The organism is Micromonospora sp. WMMC264 (genome assembly GCF_027497275.1).
Lineage (GTDB): Bacteria > Actinomycetota > Actinomycetes > Mycobacteriales > Micromonosporaceae > Micromonospora > Micromonospora chalcea.
Genome location: NZ_CP114907.1, coordinates 2,810,631 through 2,828,829, shown reverse-complemented (window position 1 = coordinate 2,828,829; position 18,199 = coordinate 2,810,631). Strand labels below are relative to the sequence as shown.

General features: G+C 73.5%; 20 protein-coding genes. 12 read left to right on the top strand and 8 right to left on the bottom strand.

Annotated elements, in window-relative coordinates:
* Positions 1-43 precede the first annotated feature (43 nt).
* Both O7542_RS12165 and O7542_RS12160 read right to left on the bottom strand, forming a co-directional pair.
* Complete coding sequence (locus tag O7542_RS12165; protein WP_043324617.1) at positions 44-556, bottom strand: NUDIX domain-containing protein; 513 nt, start codon at positions 554-556, stop codon at positions 44-46.
* Between the two features lie 570 nt (positions 557-1,126).
* Complete coding sequence (locus O7542_RS12160; RefSeq protein ID WP_274478244.1) at positions 1,127-1,789, bottom strand: DUF6308 family protein; 663 nt, start codon at positions 1,787-1,789, stop codon at positions 1,127-1,129.
* A gap of 243 nt (positions 1,790-2,032) precedes the next feature.
* Between O7542_RS12160 and O7542_RS12155 the strand changes: the two genes are divergently transcribed.
* Positions 2,033-2,527 (top strand): type II toxin-antitoxin system PemK/MazF family toxin, encoded by a 495-nt coding sequence (locus O7542_RS12155; RefSeq protein WP_043324613.1) that lies wholly within the window; start codon positions 2,033-2,035, stop codon positions 2,525-2,527.
* 123 nt (positions 2,528-2,650) lie between these two features.
* Here the strand turns inward: O7542_RS12155 and O7542_RS12150 are convergent, their stop codons facing one another.
* Positions 2,651-3,286 carry a GGDEF domain-containing protein gene (locus O7542_RS12150; protein ID WP_043324610.1) on the bottom strand — a complete coding sequence of 212 codons (636 nt, stop codon included), beginning with the start codon at positions 3,284-3,286 and terminating at the stop codon, positions 2,651-2,653.
* Positions 3,287-3,513: 227 nt separating this feature from the next.
* On the opposite strand from O7542_RS12150, the gene O7542_RS12145 reads away from it, so the two are divergent.
* The 4 genes from O7542_RS12145 to O7542_RS12130 all read left to right on the top strand — a co-directional run bounded on the left by O7542_RS12145 (position 3,514) and on the right by O7542_RS12130 (position 7,209).
* Positions 3,514-3,771, top strand: a complete 258-nt coding sequence (locus O7542_RS12145) for a DUF397 domain-containing protein (protein ID WP_030502645.1) — start codon at positions 3,514-3,516, stop codon at positions 3,769-3,771.
* A 102-nt stretch (positions 3,772-3,873) separates the two neighbouring features.
* A complete protein-coding gene (locus O7542_RS12140) occupies positions 3,874-4,761 on the top strand; it encodes a helix-turn-helix transcriptional regulator (protein WP_043324606.1) in 888 nt (295 codons plus the stop codon).
* A 75-nt stretch (positions 4,762-4,836) separates the two neighbouring features.
* Positions 4,837-5,685, top strand: a complete 849-nt coding sequence (locus tag O7542_RS12135) for an SAM-dependent methyltransferase (protein ID WP_104114560.1) — start codon at positions 4,837-4,839, stop codon at positions 5,683-5,685.
* A gap of 84 nt (positions 5,686-5,769) precedes the next feature.
* On the top strand, positions 5,770-7,209 hold the full coding sequence (locus O7542_RS12130) for a serine/threonine-protein kinase (RefSeq protein ID WP_281606230.1): 1,440 nt from the start codon (positions 5,770-5,772) through the stop codon (positions 7,207-7,209).
* A 3-nt stretch (positions 7,210-7,212) separates the two neighbouring features.
* Here the strand turns inward: O7542_RS12130 and O7542_RS12125 are convergent, their stop codons facing one another.
* Positions 7,213-7,905 carry a carbon-nitrogen hydrolase family protein gene (locus tag O7542_RS12125; RefSeq protein WP_043324599.1) on the bottom strand — a complete coding sequence of 231 codons (693 nt, stop codon included), beginning with the start codon at positions 7,903-7,905 and terminating at the stop codon, positions 7,213-7,215.
* A 66-nt stretch (positions 7,906-7,971) separates the two neighbouring features.
* Here O7542_RS12125 and O7542_RS12120 point away from each other — a divergent pair, with 66 nt between their 5' ends.
* On the top strand, positions 7,972-8,745 hold the full coding sequence (locus tag O7542_RS12120) for a DedA family protein (protein WP_043324597.1): 774 nt from the start codon (positions 7,972-7,974) through the stop codon (positions 8,743-8,745).
* Here the strand turns inward: O7542_RS12120 and O7542_RS12115 are convergent.
* Positions 8,709-10,106 carry a hypothetical protein gene (locus O7542_RS12115; protein ID WP_281606229.1) on the bottom strand — a complete coding sequence of 466 codons (1,398 nt, stop codon included), beginning with the start codon at positions 10,104-10,106 and terminating at the stop codon, positions 8,709-8,711. The two genes, O7542_RS12120 and O7542_RS12115, sit on opposite strands and share 37 nt — an antisense overlap.
* Before the next feature lie 151 nt (positions 10,107-10,257).
* On the bottom strand, positions 10,258-11,589 hold the full coding sequence (gene gdhA, locus O7542_RS12110; protein WP_210868929.1) for an NADP-specific glutamate dehydrogenase: 1,332 nt from the start codon (positions 11,587-11,589) through the stop codon (positions 10,258-10,260).
* A gap of 92 nt (positions 11,590-11,681) precedes the next feature.
* Here gdhA and O7542_RS12105 point away from each other — a divergent pair, with 92 nt between their 5' ends.
* Genes O7542_RS12105 through O7542_RS12090 form a run of 4 tightly spaced genes read left to right on the top strand, consistent with a single transcriptional unit; the run spans position 11,682 to position 14,590 of the window.
* Positions 11,682-12,005: a MazG-like family protein gene (locus O7542_RS12105; protein WP_043324595.1), complete on the top strand. Its 324-nt coding sequence runs from the start codon at positions 11,682-11,684 to the stop codon at positions 12,003-12,005.
* Between the two features lie 56 nt (positions 12,006-12,061).
* The gene (locus tag O7542_RS12100) at positions 12,062-12,889 is read left to right on the top strand and encodes a hypothetical protein (protein ID WP_069088214.1); all 828 of its coding nucleotides are present in this window, start codon (positions 12,062-12,064) and stop codon (positions 12,887-12,889) included.
* Between the two features lie 16 nt (positions 12,890-12,905).
* Entirely contained in the window at positions 12,906-13,877 is a 972-nt protein-coding gene (locus tag O7542_RS12095; protein ID WP_113973805.1) for a pirin family protein, read from the top strand.
* 44 nt (positions 13,878-13,921) lie between these two features.
* Positions 13,922-14,590, top strand: a complete 669-nt coding sequence (locus O7542_RS12090; protein ID WP_064446175.1) for a hypothetical protein — start codon at positions 13,922-13,924, stop codon at positions 14,588-14,590.
* Positions 14,591-14,887: 297 nt separating this feature from the next.
* Here the strand turns inward: O7542_RS12090 and O7542_RS12085 are convergent, their stop codons facing one another.
* Positions 14,888-15,157: a DUF2795 domain-containing protein gene (locus O7542_RS12085; protein WP_030502657.1), complete on the bottom strand. Its 270-nt coding sequence runs from the start codon at positions 15,155-15,157 to the stop codon at positions 14,888-14,890.
* Between the two features lie 166 nt (positions 15,158-15,323).
* Here O7542_RS12085 and O7542_RS12080 point away from each other — a divergent pair, with 166 nt between their 5' ends.
* Positions 15,324-15,731 (top strand): DUF2267 domain-containing protein, encoded by a 408-nt coding sequence (locus O7542_RS12080; protein WP_030502658.1) that lies wholly within the window; start codon positions 15,324-15,326, stop codon positions 15,729-15,731.
* Positions 15,732-15,741: 10 nt separating this feature from the next.
* Here the strand turns inward: O7542_RS12080 and O7542_RS12075 are convergent, their stop codons facing one another.
* Entirely contained in the window at positions 15,742-16,920 is a 1,179-nt protein-coding gene (locus O7542_RS12075; protein ID WP_281606228.1) for a CaiB/BaiF CoA-transferase family protein, read from the bottom strand.
* Between the two features lie 243 nt (positions 16,921-17,163).
* Here O7542_RS12075 and O7542_RS12070 point away from each other — a divergent pair, with 243 nt between their 5' ends.
* Complete coding sequence (locus O7542_RS12070; RefSeq protein WP_064446173.1) at positions 17,164-18,198, top strand: TerC/Alx family metal homeostasis membrane protein; 1,035 nt, start codon at positions 17,164-17,166, stop codon at positions 18,196-18,198.
* Position 18,199 lies beyond the last annotated feature (1 nt).

Here is an 18,199-nt window from a genome sequence, read left to right as displayed (position 1 = left end):
GGCTCCACTCTGCCCGCTCACGCGCCGGGTGGCACGCCCGCGCTCAGGACCACAGCTCGAACGGCTCGTCGATCTCCTCGCCGGCCAGGAACGCGGGCAGCAGTTCGGGCAGCCGCCCGGGATAACAGCGCGGCCGCTCGGCGAGCACCTCGGCCAGCGGCCACCAGCGGAACCCGAAGTAGTCCTCCACCTCGTAGTCCAGCCGCAGCGCCTCGTCCACGTCCGGTCCGGGGCCGGGCAGCCGTACCGCCACGATCACCTCGTCCTGGAGGTGGCGGCGCTGCCGGTGCCGGAAGCTGGCCCGCCGCCGCCACGTCGGCGCGCCCACCTCGTCCGGGCCGATCGCGATGCCGGTCTCCTCGCGCAGTTCGCGGACCGCCGCCTCCCGGTACGTCTCGCCCGGGTCCAGCCCGCCGCCGGGTAGCTCCCACCACACGCCGAGGTCGGGGTGGTCCGGGTCGCGGGTGTGGAACAGCAGCAGGTGGTCGGTGGCGTCGAGCACCACCAGCCGTACCGCGCTGCGCTCGAACACCGGCAGATCATCGGGTAGCCGCACGCCCCCAGCGTAAGGAAGGGCCCCTTATTAACGCCTCCGGTAGTAGAGGGGCCCCCTATTAACAGGGAGCATCCCGCACGGCCACCGCAGCGCCTGGCACGCCAGGTCGCACCACACCGCGTTCGCGGAGCGCGACCAGGCCGGGTGGCTGGCCGGGAACGAAGACGCCTACGTCGTTAACGCCCTACCTCGGCCATGTCTTGTATCGGCAGCTTTCTGCCGCCAGGCGGTGGAGCGAAGCACGAGCGCGGCAGAGTTGATCTTGCGGCGTTCGGCTTCGCACGAGCCTCGGGGAAGCCGAGCCACCAGGGCTCTCGCTTCCCGTAGCAGCTCCCACGCGGTCGACTCTCTACCGGTACGCATCGCGGCGACGAGGTTCGCGAGGTCGACGTTCAAGCGGTTGCGAACCAGGTTCTCCTTGGTGGGCAAAGGTCTGCGAGAGGAGGGGCTACCGAGAGGATCTCGGACAGGGCGCAGATCCGCTGTGAGACCGCCGGATATCAGGTGCACCCGTCGTGCTTTCATGTCATCTCCTTGTGTCGCCGGTCGCATGCATCCTTCCGGCGGTCGTCACAAATTCGCGCGTGGAAGCGGGTCGGGCTCGGGTACCGCGAGTGCCCTGCGGGCATTGCGGGCGTTGCGCGAACGGCTGTGACGCATCCAGATTGCGACGTCGAGCAGACGCAAGAGGCTGATTGAGTCGCCGCCTGCTGGGCGGAGGTCCTCTATCTGCTGTCGGAGGGTGGATTCGGTCAGCGCGGCCCCAAGTGTCATCCAGAACTTGTTCTTTGGCGGAGCCAGCACCCGAAACACGACGCTGTCATGGATGGGCACGAGCCGGGGCCGCTTGCGGGCAAGAAGCTTGCTCGCGATCACTGGACCTACCCCCGGCAGTCGGTCCAACCAATGATGCAAGGCTGTTGCTGACTGCAGGACGTCCGGACCGGCAGTCCACAGATCCAGATCAGTGGGGATCGCAGCGAGTGCTGCCGTGACCTGGTTGCCGGCAGCGAGAAGCGCACGGACGGCGAAGGGCTGCCAGGAGATGTCCAATAGCGTGGTTGCGAGCAGGTCGTCAAGGGTGAGCACACAAGGGGGGTTCTCGCCGAGCAGGTCGAACAACGTGCCGGCGAACGGTCCATCGGGGTCGAAGTAGGCAGCGACGAGGCCGTTGACGCCGGGGTCGGCGAGCACATCGCGGATCCGGTTGCGGACTTGCTCCTCAGCGTGCATCGCGAGAGGGTTACACAGCGTCGGCGTCACACACATCGATCATTCAGGTCGGAGAGATGGCCGGATCGTCGGCTGCCTCGCGCTTCGGCCGCAAGGGCGCTTCGGGAACACCTGCCGGTCGGCGGCGTCGGTCGGCCACAAATCGCTGCACACCTGTGAACAGTCCAGAGCAACGGGCGCCGTCCACCCGACCGGGCGACCCGATTCCCGGGCGGTCGTACCCCGGCCGATAGGCTGCCCGCCGTGGCAGGTCTGTTGAAGAACGTGGCGTCGCGGCTCGGCCGGATCACCCGGGCCGTGCCCGCCCCGCCCCGCCCGGGCGCGCCGATCCCGGCTCAGGTCGCGCGCCGCCGGCAGGTCAACGCGCTGCAGCGCCGCGAGTTGTCGTACGCGCCGGAGCCGGACGGCCAGGCCGACCCGGGCGAGATCGTCTGGACGTGGGTGCCCTACGAGGACGACCCCCGCCAGGGCAAGGACCGCCCGGTGCTGGTGGTCGGACGGCACAGCCGCACCCTGTTCGGGCTGATGCTGTCCAGCCAGAGCGACCGGGACGGCCAGCGGCACTGGCTGGCGCTCGGCCCGGGGGAGTGGGACCGGGACAACCGGCCCTCCTGGGTGCGCCTGGACCGGGTGCTCACCATGCGCGAGGACAGCATCCGCCGCGAGGGCGCGGTGCTGGACCGGCCACGGTTCGACCGGGTCGGGCAGGCGCTGCGCGCCGGCTACGGCTGGCGCTGACCGCGCGCCCGGAACCCACGCCAGCCAGGTAGCCGCGCCGGCCGGGCACGCGGACCGACCGGCCATGCTGATTAACTGAGCACACGGACCGGCCGGGCACGTGGGCGCTCTGGGCCGGGCCGGTCAGTACTCCGCGACGAGCTGCCGGGTCGGGCGGGCCGCGCCGAGCGTCTTCGCCTCGTACATGGCGGCGTCGGCGCGGCACAGCGCGTCGGTGAGCTGCGTCGGGCAGTGCACCGGCGCGAGCCCGACCGAGGCGGTGACCTGGATGCTGCGCGCGCCCAGCGGGATGGGCGCGGCGAGCGCCTCGCAGAGCCGCCGCGTGGCGTGCTCGATCCACCGGCGGTCGGCCGTGGGGCTGGCCAGCAGGCCGGCGAACTCGTCGCCGCCGAGGCGGGCCACCAGGTTGTTGCCGGCGAACGCGGCGAGCCGCTGCGCGACGCTGATCAGCACCTGGTCGCCGGCGGCGTGCCCGTAGCGGTCGTTCACCTGCTTGAAGTTGTCCAGGTCGAGCACGACCGCTACCAGTGGCTGGCCGGCCGGGTCGGTGAGCAGGGTGGCTGCGAGCCGGAAGAACGCGCGGCGGTTGGGCAGGCCGGTGAGCGGGTCGTGGCTGGCCGCGTGCCGTTCGGCGGCCAGTTCGGCCTGGAGCAGCTCGATCTCGGCCTCGGCGCGTACGGCGCGGCGGCGCAACTGCCAGGCCGAGATGAGGGCCCCCGCGGCGGATATGCCGGAGGCGACGGTCATCGGATCCGGCACGCGCGTCCTCCTCACCGCAGTCCCCTAGCCGCGCGCGGCGGCATCCGGAGGCCGGGTTCGGGTCACCGAATGTGAGCGACCCGGCACACCGTACGTTTCGGCTATCATGCTCTCCGTCCATTGCAGATGCAATAGCAGATGCACGTGCATCTCACTCCTCAGTCGACAGACGTCGCCACCCACCGCTCCTCCCCGCGGCCTCGGCTGGCTCATCCCGAAGGACGCCCATGCAACAACCGCCGAACGGTGTGCCCGTGCCCGAGCTGCCCCCGATGCGCTGGTCGAAGAGTCGTCGCAGCAACCCCAGCGGCAACTGCGTCGAGTTGGCCGAGCTGCCCGGTGGCACCGGAATCGCGGTCCGAAACTCCCGGCACCCGGAGGGCCCGGCGCTTATCTACACAGTGGACGAGATCGCCGCCTTCGTGCTCGGTGCGCGCGACGGCGACTTCGACCACCTGATCCCGCCGTCCCGCACACGGGACTGATTAACCGCTCCGGAGGAGTTCACCTCACTGTCGGTTCATGGCATGCTTACTCGTCGGCCGGGGGGCGCCCGGCCGGGGCAGTCGGGATGCGAGGGCGGTCAGGTGGCGACGGTGCCCGTCGAGGGTGGTCCGACAAGCGGGCCCACCGTGCTGCGCATGTTGCTCGGTGGGCAGCTGCGGCGACTCCGTGAGAGGGCCGGGGTCAGCCGGGAGACGGCCGGCTGGGAGATCCGCTCCTCCGAGTCGAAGATCAGCCGGATGGAGCTGGGCCGCGTCGGCTTCAAGGAGCGCGACGTGGCCGACCTGCTCACGCTCTACGGCGTGACCGACGCCGGCGAGCGCGAGTCGCTGCTCAAGCTCGCCCGGGACGCGAACAGCCCGGGCTGGTGGCACCGCTACGGTGACGTGCTCCCCGCGTGGTTCCAGGCGTACCTGGGCCTGGAGGCCGCCGCCGCGCTGATCCGCACGTACGAGGTGCAGTTCGTGCCCGGGCTGCTGCAGACCGCCGCGTACGCCCGGCAGGTGATCCTGCTCGGGCACCGCGGCGCGTCGGCGGCGGAGCTGGACCGGCGGGTGGAGCTGCGGATGCAGCGCAAGGAGCTGCTGCGCCGCAGCAACCCGCCGCAGTTGTGGGCGGTGCTCGACGAGGCGGCGCTGCGCCGCCCGATCGGCGGGGCCGCGGTGATGCGCGAGCAGCTGGACGCGCTGATCGAGGCGACCGCCGCGCCGCACGTACGGCTGCAGATCGTCCCGTTCTCCGCCGGCGGGCACGCCGCGGCCAGCGGGGCCTTCAGCATCCTGCGCTTCGGCGACGCGGACCTGCCGGACATCGTCTACATCGAGCAGCTGACCAGCGCGATCTACCTGGACAAGCGCGACGACCTCGAGTTCTACGCCGAGGCGATGGAACGGCTGTGCGTGGAGGCCGCGCCGCCGGAGCGCACCCGTGAGCTGCTGGCCCGCCTCCGCGACGAGCTGTACCCGGCCTGACCGGGCCGGCGCCGGGCAGTACCATGATCCGCACCGGAGACAGTGGACGGTGGGACCCGAGTCGTGGAGGTGGCCTTGACCAGCGACGCAGCAGGGACGGCGCCCGTTTCCGGGCCGCCCGGCGACCGGATCGACACGACAGTGGCGCACCCCGCCCGCCGGTACAACTACTGGCTCGGCGGCAAGGACAACTTCCAGGCCGACCGGGACTCCGGCGACGCGATGGCCGCCCGGTTCCCGACCATCCGGATCAGCGCGCTGGAGAACCGGCGGTTCCTGCGCCGCGCGGTGCGTCACCTGGCCGGTGAGGCGGGCATCCGGCAGTTCCTGGACATCGGCACCGGCATACCCACCGCCGACAACACCCACGAGGTGGCGCAGGCGATCGACCCGCGCGCCCGGGTGGTGTACGTCGACAACGACCCGATCGTGCTGGCCCACGCCCGCGCGTTGCTGACCAGTTCGGCCGACGGCGTCACCGCCTACCTCGACGCGGACCTGCGCGACCCGGAGCGGATCCTGGCCCACCCGGACCTGCGCCGCACGCTCGACCTGTCCCAGCCGGTGGCGTTGATGCTGCTGGCGGTGCTGCACTTCGTGCCCGACGGCGAAGACCCGTACGCGCTGGTCGACACGCTTCTCGACGCGCTGCCCGCCGGCAGTTACCTGGCCGCCTCGCACGCCACCCACGACTACCTTCCGGCGGAGGTGGCCGCCGAGGCGAAGGCGGCGGCCCGGGGCGGTGGCCCGCACGGCGTGATCAACCTGCGCAGCCGGGAGGAGGTCGTACGCTTCTTCGACGGCCTCGAACTGGTCGAGCCGGGCATCTGCTCGGTGGCCGAGTGGCGCGCCGACGGCGAGCCGGAGCCGCGGCCGTCCGTGGTCGACGTCAGCATGTACGGCGGGGTCGCCCGCAAGCCCTGACGCGGGCGGAAGAACGCCGGAACACGGACGAAACGGGGGCGCGGGTTGGTGCGGCCGGTGCCGCGCATGGCAGCCTGGTGAATTATGTCGCCGTTCACGCCCGCCCTGCGCCTGCACGACCGCTACGTCCTGCGTGAGCGCATCGGCCTCGGCGGGATGTCCGAGGTGTGGCGCGCCGACGACGAGGTGCTGCACCGGCCCGTCGCGGTCAAGGTCCTCGCCGGGCAGCTCGCCGCCGACCCGCAACTGCGCGCGGTCATCCAGCGCGAGGCCCGCGCGGCGGCGCGGCTGACCCACCCGCACGTGACCCAGGTGTACGACTACGCCGAGGCGACGCTTGCGGGCGGCGTCGTGGTCCCGTACCTGGTGATGGAGCTGGTGGAGGGGCAGACGCTCGCCGACCGGCTGGCCGGCGGGCCGCTGGCCTGGCCGGACGCGGTCCGCACGGCCGGGCAGGTCGCCGGGGCGCTGGCCGCGGCGCACCGCATCGGCGTGGTGCACCGCGACATCAAACCGGCGAACGTGATGCTCACCGAGACCGGCGCGAAGGTGCTCGACTTCGGCATCGCCGCGCCCGCCGGCCCGCACCCGGTCACCGGGCAGACCGGCGTGCTGCTGATGGGCACCCCCGCCTACTTCGCCCCGGAACGCCTCGACCCGGGCCCGGCGCATCCGGCCGGTGACGTGTACGCGCTCGGCGTGCTGCTGTACCGCAGCCTCACCGGCCGGGCCCCGCTGCCGGTGCGCAGCTGGGACGACGTGCTGGAGGTGCGGCGCACCCGGCCGCCGGTGCCGCCGCCGCGGGTGCCCGGCCTGCTGCCGGAGATCGCCGACCTGGTGCTGGCCTGCCTGGACGTGGACCCGGCGCGGCGGCCGAGCGCGGCCCGGCTCGCCGAGCGGCTCGGCGCGGGCCGCCCGGTGGATCCGCCGACCGCGATCCTGCCCACCGTGGCGCCGGTGACGCGTTCGCCCACCCTGGTCGAGCGGGTTCCGGCCGCCACGGCCCGCCCGGTCGCGCCGGGGCGTCCCGGCGCGCCGCCGCGTCCGGCGGTCTCCTCGAACCGGCTGTTCGGGCTCCTGGTCGCCGGCGCCGTGGTGCTGCTGCTCGCGGTGGTCGGCTCGCTGGTGTGGGGTGACGGCCCCGGCGCCCCGCCGGCCGCCGCGCCCACGACTGGCCCCACGACCGGCGCCGCCGAGGCGCCCGCGCCCGAGCCGAGCAGCGCGGCGCCGCCGTCGACGGCGGCCGAACCGGTGACGCTGCGGCAGCTCGGCGACCGGTTCGACGAGCTGCTCGACCGGGCCGAGTCGATCGGGCTGATCGAGCGCAAGGTCGCCGACGACCTGCGCAAGAAGGTCGCCGAGCTGGACCGGGGCAAGCCGAAGGACCGGGAGAAGCGGGTCGAGGACCTGCGCGAGAAGATCGACGACGCGGCCGAGGACGAGAAGATCGACCCGGTCACCGCCACCGCGCTGCGCAAGCTGCTCGACGGCTACGAGCGGCTGCGCGGCGGCGACGAGGGCTGAGTGTCACCGCAGCGTGGCGGTGACCACCTCGCCGGTGTCCGTGCCGGCGCGGGCCACCGGCTCACCCGCCGGTGACCAGATCCCCGAACCACCCGCGGCGCGCGCGTACCCGCCCCCTGTCGACCCGGCGAAACTCGCCGTCGCCACCCACACGCCGTGCGCGGCGGCGACCCGGCGGGCGCGTTCGTCGGGCACCGCCGCGTCGTCGGCCGACTCCAGCACCCCGGCCAGGTAGGCGTCCGCGCCGAGCGCCACCGTCGCCGCCGCGTGCTCCGGCGTGCCGGTGTCCTTGCAGACCGCCAGGCCCAGCCGCCAGCCGTCCACATCGAGCACCGCCGGCTCCCGGCCCGGCCGCATGTGCTGCGGCTCCGCGCCACCCAGGCACATCTTCCGGTACGCCACCCGCACGCCCTCGGCGTCGATCGCGAGCACCCCGATGTGCGGTCCGGGCACCGGCGCGCCGGCCAGCGCCAGCGTCCCGGTCTCGGCGCACGCCGCCCGCAGCGGTGCGAGCCGGGGATCGGCCGGGTCCAGCGGCGCGGCGTCCAGTTCGTACCCGGTCAGTGACATCTCGGGGAAGAGCACCACGCGGGCGGCGGCGGCACGCACGGCGTCGGCGTGCCGTGCCGCGTTGCCCGCGACGTCGCCGGAGCGGGTGAGCGGCTGGGCGACGGCGATCCGCAACGGCGTACGCATGGCGTACACGATAATGGTTTCCATGACGCGTGGTCGTCCGCAGCTTCGCCCCGTAACGTTGGTCGGATGATCGGAAACGCACAGCTGCTCGCCGGCCCCCGGGTGAGCGCCGCGCGGGCGGCAGAGCCGTCCGGTGACGGAGTGACCGGCTGGGTCACCGGCCTGATGGAACGGCTCGGCGGTCCCGGCGCCGGCCTCGCGGTGGCGCTGGAGAACCTGTTCCCGCCCATCCCCAGCGAGGTGATCCTGCCGCTGGCCGGCTTCACCGCGAGCCAGGGCAAGATGAGCCTGGTCGGTGCGATCGTCTGGACCACGATCGGGTCGATCGTGGGCGCGCTGGCGCTCTACTACATCGGCGCGGCCCTCGGGCGGGACCGGATGCGCGCCCTGGCCGAGCGGCTGCCGCTGATCAAGCTGGAGGACGTGGACCGCACCGAGGCGTGGTTCCTGCGCCACGGCGTCAAGGCGGTGTTCTTCGGCCGGATGATTCCGATCTTCCGCAGTCTCATCTCCATTCCGGCCGGGGTGGAACGCATGCCGGTGCCGGTGTTCCTGCTCTACACCGCGCTGGGCAGCCTGATCTGGAACACCACGTTCGTGCTCGCCGGGTACTTCCTCGGCGAGCAGTGGCACGTGGTCGAGGCGTACGCGGGCACGTTCCAGAAGATCGTGATCGTGGCCGTGATCGCCGGGTTCTGCTGGTTCGTGGTCAGCCGGGTCCGCCGCTCGCGCCGGAGCGCCCTCGCGGCGGAGGCGGCGCCGGCGCCGGAATCGGCGCCGGAGTCGGCCCGGCAGGGCACCGTCTACCGCGGCGGCTGGTACGGCCGCGAGGAGGACTGAGCCGGGCAGGGCGGATAGAGCGGGCGGGTGCCGGCCCCGGCGGCCCGGGCGGCCTGGTCGCTGAACCGGCAGCCGAAGTCCGGCGCCGCCACCGCGCGCCGGTCGGTGACCGCGTCGCCGGCCGGGCGCTTGCCGGTGCGGACCCAGCGGGTCAGGTCGTCCCAGGCGGCGCCGGCCTCGGCCGGGCTGAACTCGCAGTGCTGCGCGGTACGCACGGCCCGCTGCACCAGCAGCCGGGACCGGCCGTGCCGGGCCACGTCCCGGGCGTACGCCTGCTCCATGCCGAACGGCACGAACAGGTCACCGAGGCCGTGCAGGCTCAGCACCGGCGCGGTGGGCCGCCCGGCGATCCGGGGCACCTCGGTCAGACTCGGCGAGAGCCGCTGGCGCAGGTTCTCCGGCGCGACCCGCTGCACCGTCGCGTTCAGGTCGACCGGCTGGTTCGGCGCGTACCTGGTGAACAGGTTCGTGGCGAGCTGGCCGGGCCGCCGGGCGGGGGAGCCGTCCGCCTCGCTGACCGCGATGCCGAACAGGAAGTCCTTCCAGACCGCGAACGCGGCGTCGGCGCCCGGCCGCGGCCCACCGGAGCGCTCCACGGTGACCGCGCGCAGCTGCTTGCCCAGGTCGTTCGTGGTGTCGGGGCCGCCCGGAGCCAGTCCGGCCAGGCCGAGCGTGACCTGGATCCGGGGCACCGCCGAGGTCAGGTAGTCGGGCGGCGTCGGGTACGCGCGCACCCCCGCGAGGGCCTGCGCGACCAGGTTGTAGTCCAGGAAGAAGTCGAACAGCTCCTGGTCGCCGAGCACCCCGCACATCGGCAGCGCACCGGCGTAGAAGCCCGGGTACTGTTCCAGCGAACGGCCGATGACGTGACCGCCCATCGACACCCCGGCGATCAGCACCCGGTGCGGGCGCCGGACGGTACGGCTGAACAGGTCGGCCAGGGCGCGGGTGCTGCGCACGCCGGAGCGCACGTCGTAGCCGTTGCGGTCGTACGACGACGACGCCCACGCGTACCCCTGGGTCACCAGGCGCTGCCGCAGGTCGAAGCCGGGCGGCTCCGGCGACAGCTCGGTGCCCTGGCCCCGGTAGCCGTGCGCCCACATCACCAGCTCGCCGTTCCAGTGCTCGGGGATCTCGATGACGTACCCGGCGTTGGCGTGCACGCCCTGCCGCACGGTGGTGGCGGCGCCGCCGACGACAAGTGGCGGCAGCGGCGGGTTGACGATGGTGTAGCCGGGCAGCGGGCCGCTGCCGTCGTCGCGGCCGGTGGCGGCGGCGGGGGCCGCGCCGGTGAGGCCGAGCGTCAACGTGAGGGCAGCGCCGACGGCGAGCAGCCGGCGGCGGACGGGTGAGGGCTGCATCGCTGCTCCCCGGGGACGGGTGCCACCCCGGGACGGGGGCGACGACGCGGGACGGATGCCTACCGACCGGTAGCGCCCTGAACCTAGGCCGGGCGTCGAGAGCTGTCAATCACTGACCGACCGCTCGGTCAGCGTCCGTCCCGCCGTCCGCTCACACCAGGCCGTGCGCCAGCATCGCCTCGGCCACCCGCCGGAACCCCTGGATGTTCGCGCCGGCCACGTAGTCGCCGGGCAGGCCGAACTCCTCCGCGGTCGCCCAGCACCGGTCGTGCACGTCCCGCATGATCTCGCGCAGCCGCTGCTCCGACTCGCCGAACGTCCACGTGTCGCGGCTGGCGTTCTGCTGCATCTCCAGCCCGCTCACCGCCACGCCGCCGGCGTTGGCCGCCTTGCCCGGCGCGAACCGCACCCCGGCCCGGCCGAGGATCCGCACCGCCTCCGGCGTGGTGGGCATGTTCGCCCCCTCCACCACCGCGACACACCCGCCGGCCACCAGCGCGGCGGCCTCCGCGCCGCCGATCTCGTTCTGCGTGGCGCAGGGCAGCGCCAGGTCGCAGGGCACCTCCCAGACGTTGCGGTCCGGGACCGCCACGGCGTTGCGCGCGTGCTCGGCGTACTCGGCCAGCCGTCCCCGGCGCTGCTCCTTCAGCTCCCGCAGCAGCGCCAGGTCGATGCCCTTCTCGTCGACCACGTAGCCGCCGGAGTCGGAGCACGCCACCACCGTGCCGCCGAGCTGGTGCACCTTCTCGATCGCGTAGATGGCGACGTTGCCGGAGCCGGACACCACCACCCGCTTGCCCTCCAGGCTGTCACCCGCCTGCCGGAGCATCTCGTCGGCGAAGAACACCGCGCCGTACCCGGTCGCCTCCCGGCGCGCCTGCGCGCCCCCGTACGCCAGGCCCTTGCCGGTGAGCACGCCCGCGTCGTACCGGTTGGTGATCCGCTTGTACTGCCCGAACAGGTAGCCGATCTCCCGGCCGCCCACCCCGATGTCCCCGGCCGGCACGTCGGTCTGCGGGCCGATGTGCCGGTACAGCTCGGTCATGAAGCTCTGGCAGAACCGCATCACCTCGCGGTCGGAGCGACCCTTCGGGTCGAAGTCCGCGCCGCCCTTGCCGCCGCCGATCGCCAGGCCGGTCAGCGCGTTCTTGAAGATCTGCTCGAAGCCGAGGAACTTCACGATGCCCAGGTAGACCGACGGGTGGAAGCGCAGCCCGCCCTTGAACGGGCCGAGCGCGCTGTTGAACTCCACCCGGAAGCCGCGGTTCACCCGTACCCGGCCCTGGTCGTCCTCCCACGGCACCCGGAAGATGACCTGCCGCTCGGGCTCGCAGATCCGCTCGACCACCTCGGCGTACTCGGGATGCCGGGCCAGGGCCGGACCGATGCTCTCCAGTACCTCGCGGACCGCCTGGTGGAACTCGGGCTCTCCCGGGTTCCGGGCGACCACGCCGGCGAACACCGACTCGACGGTCTCCGGCATCACGGGCACCTCCTCTCGCCTGGGCCGCAGACCTGCTGGCCTGCGTCGCCCCAGGATACGAACGGTCTGCGCGATCAGGTTCACTGGTCGCCGTGGACGCCACCATCTGGACAACGGCGCGGGACGCGCGCGCCTGGCTGGACGCCGCGAACGGCCGCGGCGACACCGAGCTGACCTGTCGCATCCTCAAGATCGGCGAGGAGGCCGGCGAGGTCGCCGCCGCCTGGATCGGGATGCTCGGGCAGAACCCGCGCAAGGGGGTGACGCACACCCGCGAGGAGGTCGCCGCCGAACTCGCCGACGTGGCGTTCACCGCGCTCGTCGCCATCGAGAGCCTCGGCCTGGACGCCCACGCCGTGCTGACCACGTGCGCCGACAAGGTGCGCTCCCGTACCGCTGCCACGGAAAAGGAGTGAACCGACCGGGAAACGGACACGTATGACCCGTTGGGGACCGGCGAGAGGGGATGACCATGACCACATCCGAGGATGAGCCCGGCCTGACCCGACCCCGCTGGTCCGGCGCGGCCCGCCTGCTGGCCGCCGCCGCCGCGCTGGTGGTCGTGCTCGGCGGGGTGGCCGTGGCGGTGACGCTGTCCAACCCGGGCCGCCTCGGCGTGGTCTTCTCCGGCGGCGCGCCGCCGTCGCCCGCCACCGGCGCCGGAGGTGTCGGCGCGGCCGAGGCCGCCGGAGCGCAGACGCTCGCCGAGCCCCGGGGCGGCCGGCAGCGCGCCGAGTTCGAGCTGGCCGACGGTCTGACCAGGTTCACCTTGCGGGCCGCCGACCTCGGCGACGACCTCTACCGCATCGACGTGCCGGAGGACGGCGGCGTCACGCCGCGCCCGCAGATGGTCGGCGACCGGGTCCGCCTGCGGGTCGAGGAGAACGGCCGTCGCGGTCCGGCCGCCGTGGACGTCGTGCTCAACTCCCGGGTCACCTGGCGGCTGCGGCTCGTCGGCGGCGTCAGCGAGCAGCGACTCGACCTGGGCGACGCCCGGCTCGCCGGGATCGACCTGGTCGGCGGCGCGTCGCGAACCCGGCTGCTGCTGCCCCGGCTGAACGGGTCGCTCACCGTCCGGATGACCGGCGGGGTCAGCGAGCTGACCGTCACCGTGCCCGGCGGGCCGCCGGTGCGGGTGCGCGTCGCCGCCGGGGCCGGCTCGCTGACCGTCTACGACGAGCGGCACGGCGGGATCGCCGCCGGTGACCTGGTCAGCTCACCGGGCTGGGACCGGGCGGCCGAACGGCTCTACCTCGATCTGGCGGCGGGCGCGAACGCGGTGAGCGTCACGGCGGACTGAGCGTACAGTCGGGGCGGTGGACCGCACCGAATCCCTGCCCGCGCAGACGCTCCCGCCCGGCGTCGGCCCGACCGACCCGGGCAGCGTGCTGCTGCCCGGGCACGACGTCCCCCTCGGCCGCTACACCACGGTGCGCCGGCTGCTGCCCCAGCGGCAGCGCCGGATGGTCGGCGCGTGGTGCTTCGTCGACCACTTCGGGCCCGACGACGTCGCCGACCGGCCCGGCATGGAGGTGCCGCCGCACCCGCACACCGGCCTGCAGACCGTCACCTGGCTGCTCGACGGGGAGATCCTGCACCGCGACAGCCTCGGCAACGTCCAGCCCATCCGCCCCGGCCAGCTCAACGTGATGACCTCCGGGCGCGGCATCGCCCACTCCGAGCGCTCCCCGCTGGTGCACCCGCCGCTCATGCACGGCGTACAACTCTGGGTGGCGCTGCCCGACCCGGCGCGCGCCGGCGACCCGGACTTCGCCCACCACGCCGACCTGCCCCGCTTGCGCGACGGCGACCTGGACGTCACGGTGCTCGTCGGTGAGTTCGGCGGGCAACGCTCGCCCGCCGTCGTGCACACCCCGCTCGTCGGCGCGCAGCTCGAGGCCCGCGGCGCGGCGCCGGCCACGCTGCCGCTGCGCCCCGACTTCGAGTACGCGCTGCTGGCCATGTCCGGCGCCGCCGACTGCGACGGCGTGGCGCTGGCCCCCGGCGCGCTGCTGTACCTGGGCCTCGGGCGAAGCGCGCTGACCCTGAGCGCCGAACCGGGGACCCGGCTGCTGCTGCTCGGCGGCACCCCGTTCGACGAGCCGCTGGTGATGTGGTGGAACTTCGTCGGCCGCTCGCACGAGGAGGTGGTGGCCGCCCGGGAGGACTGGATGGCCGGCCGCCGCTTCGGCGTCGTCGCCGACGACGCGGCGCCGCCGCTGCCCGCGCCCGCGCTGCCCACCACCCGGCTCAAGGCCCGCGACCGCAGCGGCGGCGTACGCGGCTGACGGTCGTACCCGAATGCCGGGCCGTCGCCTGGGTAGTCCGCGGCATGCCGACAAAGACCGCCCCGCGCGACGTCGCGGACAAGAAGCGGCTCGCCCGCCGGCTCGCCGGGGACGGCCGCGGGTTCGCCGAGTGCTTCGGGTTCCGGGTGACGAACAACCCGGCCCAGCTGTTCCAGGTTCTCTACCTGTCCGTCCTGCTGGCCCGCCGGGGCGACTTCCACCGCGCGATCGACGCGGCCACGGCGCTGCGGGACGCCGGCTGGGACACGGCGGCGCGGATGGCCCGCTCGCGCCACGAGGACCGGGTACGCGTGCTGCGCGCCGCCGGGCTGCGCGGCGACCTGGCCGGGCTCGCCGACACGCTCGGCGACCTGGCCCGCACGGTCGTCGACACGTACCGGGGCGACCTGCGCCGGCTGCGCACCGCCGCGCGGCAGGACCCGGCGGGGGAGCGGCGGCTGCTGACCGCACTGCCCGGAGTGGACGACGAGGTGTGCGACCTGTTCCTGCGTGAGGCGCAGGCGTTGTGGCGCGAGGCGGCGCCGGTGGCCGACCGTCGAGCGCTCGCGGCGGCCCGCCGGCTCGGCCTGGGCCGTACCGCCGGTGACCTCGCCGGGCTGGCCGGCAGTGGTGAGTCGGAACAACTGTCGTGGCTGGTCGGAGCGCTGGCGCGAGTGGAGCTGGAACGCCGGTACGCCGAGGTGACCGCCTGAGCGCGTACGTGCGCCCGGACACAGTTCCGCGAATCTCACCCGTTCGGCTGATGTTGCGTCGTATGATGATCGTGGCAGCGATGCCCGCCCGGTTCGGGCGAACATCTCACCGCCTCGCGGTCGCGACCCGGTTCGGGCGTGAACCGCGGGGGACAGGTGCTGCGTGGCGCCCCAGGTCGCGGTTCGTGACCCGGGGCGCTCGCCTGTCCGGGCTGCGCGACCGGCCACAGAGGAGCCCAGCTTTTCCGCACGCGCAGAGGCCGGCGGCCGTGTCGCCCGCCGGCTCTCCCGCCGTGCTCAGATGCCGCGCAGGTGCTGCGACACGCGCGGGTGGTTGTCCCGGGCCTGCGCCGCGCGCTGCGAGCGGCTCACCTCCGGGGCCGCGTCGATGCCGGCCGAGCGGGCCACCTCGGTGCCGTTGGCGTAGTCCACCGGGGGCAGCGCGCGCAACGCCCGCAACACGTCCGGCGGCGCGCCCTCCCGCTCCGCCTCGCGGATGACGTCGTCCTTCCCGGCCGGGTAGTCCAGCGCGGACAGGTACTCCAGGACATCCGAGTAACTCGCCATCAGTCGGGCTCCTCGCGGCAGTAGTTGGGGTCACGACCGGGCGGCGGTTACCCGCCGCGCCGCCGCTCACGCCCGCCGCCACCGGAAAACCTGCCGCCCCGTCGCAACCGTTTCCGCCGCGCCGGGGCGGGTAGCCGCGCTGGGCGCACCGAAGGGGGTACCACCGATGCACTACCTGACGTTCGTGGGCCGGGTCGCCCGGCTCACCGGCACCAGCGAGGACCGCGCCGCCACGCTCACCGCGGCCACCCTGGAGACGTTCGCGCAGCGGCTGACCGGTGGCGAGGTGCTTGACCTGGCCGCGCAACTGCCGAAACCGCTGCAGGGGCTGCTCAGCCCGTACCCGCGGGACGAGGCGGCCGAGCGGTTCGGCGCGGCGGAGTTCGTGGCCCGGGTCGCCCGCCGGGCGGACTGCGACGAGAACACCGCCCGCGACGCCGTACGCGCGGTGTTCACCACGCTGCGCGAGGCGATCGGCGGCGGCGAGTTCCAGGACGTCGTGGTCCAGTTCCCGCGCGACTACCGCGACATGGTGGAACCGGCGCTCGCCCCGGCCGCCGCGCGCCGGCGCTGACCGCCCACGATCAGGCGATCACACCGGCCGCCCGCAGCGCGGCGATCCGGGCGGCGTCCACCCCCGCCTCGGCAAGGACCTCGTCGGTGTGCTCGCCCGGCCCCGGCGGCGGGCGCCGCACACTTGTCGGGGTGGCCGAGAAACGCGGCGCGGGCGCGGGCTGGGTGACCCCGTCCGGCGCGACGAAGGTGTCCCGGGCGCGCAGGTGCGGGTGCTCGGGCGCCTCGGCCCAGTCGAGCACCGGCGCCACGCAGGCGTCAGTGCCGGCCAGCAGCTGCGTCCACTCGTCCCGGGTACGGGTGCGGAACAGCCGCGCCCAGGCGGCCCGCAACGCCGGCCAGTTCGCCGGGTCGTCCCGGTCCAGCGCGTCGCCGCTGTCCGGGGCGTCGTCGCCGTCCAACGGGAAACCGGTGAGCCGGACCAGTTCGGCGTAGAACTGCGGCTCCAGCGCGCCGACCGCCACGTACCGCCCGTCGGCGCACTCGTACGTGTCGTAGAAGGGCGCGCCGCCGTCGAGCAGGTTCACGCCGCGCGGATCCTGCCACAGCCCGATGCCGCGCAGCGCGTGGATCTGGGTGGCCAGCACCGAGACGCCGTCCACGATGGCGGCGTCGACCACCTGGCCGGGCGCGCCGCCGCGTACCGCGTACAGCGCCGCGACCACGCCCAGGGCCAGCATCATGCCCCCGCCACCGAAGTCGCCGAGCAGGTTCATCGGCGGCACCGGACGCTCACCGGCCCGGCCCACCCCGTGCAGCGCCCCGGTCAGCGCCAGATAGTCGATGTCGTGTCCGGCGCTGTGCGCGAGCGGGCCGTCCTGCCCCCAGCCGGTCATCCGCCCGTACACCAGGCGCGGGTTGGCGGTGAGGCAGTCGTCCGGGCCGAGGCCGAGCCGCTCGGTCACCCCGGGCCGGAAGCCCTCCACCAGCGCGTCGGCCCGGGCGGCGAGCGCCAGCACCAGGTCACGGCCCGCGGGCTGCTTCAGGTCCACCGCGATCGAGCGGCGGTTGCGGTTCAGCAGGTCGCCCGGGAACGCGCCGAACCCGCCGCCGCCGGGCCGGTCGATGCGCACCACGTCGGCGCCGAGGTCGGCCAGCATCATCGCCGCGAACGGCCCGGGGCCGATCCCGGCCAGCTCGATCACCCGTACGCCGGTCAGCGGTCCCTGGACTGTCACCTGCGTCACCATAGGGGCCGCGGTGACCAGGCGCCATGCCCTGAACCGCCGCCCAGTCTGTTGACCAGGGCAAGCATCCGTGTCCCGACTTGGCGTCCGGTCCGGCGGTGACCTAGCCTTGTCCAGGCGAGGGGAGTACTTCCCAAAAATCATTCCGGTCAGTACGGCAAGCCGCCGAGGCGAGCCCCGGGTGGTTGCCCACGGAAACGTGGGTGAAGGAGACCTCGAACATGACACGGTGTTCGAGGAGGTTCCATGCCCGAATTGTCCCCGCTGGCTGCGGCCGAACTGTCGTCGGTCGGCACGCCCACGCTGTGGGCGGTGACGATCGTCGGCGTGCTCGTGCTGCTGGTGCTCGACTTCCTGGTCACCCGCAAGCCGCACGAGGTCTCCATCCGTGAGGCCCTGGGCTGGTCGGCCTTCTACATCGCGCTGCCGCTGGCGTTCGGCGCCTGGATCTGGTCCCGCTGGGGCAGCCAGCAGGGCATCGAGTACCTCACCGGCTACCTGGTCGAGAAGTCGCTGTCGGTCGACAACCTGTTCGTCTTCATGCTGCTGCTCGCCGCGTTCGCGGTGCCCTCCGTGCTGGCCCAGCGGGTGCTGCTCTACGGCATCGCGGGCGCCCTGGTGCTGCGCGGTGTGTTCATCGCGCTCGGCGCCGCCGCTCTCAAGACGCTCGACTTCGCCTTCCTGCTCTTCGCGCTCATCCTCGTCGCCACCGCGGTGAAGCTGCTGCGCGACGCCCTCAGCGGGCACGAGCAGGAGGTCGACATCAACAAGATGCGGTCGGTGCGGCTGCTGCGCAAGGTCATGCCGGTGGTCGACGAATACCACGGCACCCGGATGACCATCCGGCAGAACGGCCGCCGGGCGCTCACCCCGTTCGCGCTCGTCGTGGTCGCGGTACTGGCCACCGACATCGTGTTCGCCGTCGACTCGGTGCCCGCCGTCTACGGCATCACCGAGGACCCGTACCTGGTCTTCGCCACCAACGCCTTCGCGCTGCTGGGCCTGCGGGCGCTCTACTTCGTGCTGCACGCCGCGCTGAGCCGGCTCGTGCACCTCAGCTACGGCCTGGCCGTCATCCTGGCGTTCATCGGCCTCAAGCTGGGCCTGCACTGGGCGCACGGCATCTGGGAGGGCGTGCCGGAGATTCCGACGCTGGCCTCGCTCGGCGTGATCATCGGCGTCCTGGTGATCGTCACCATCACCAGCCTCCGGGCCACCCGCAACAGCGGCGACGGCCAGCGCACCGTCGTGCACGAGGTGCAGGGCGGAGGCGGCGCCTGAC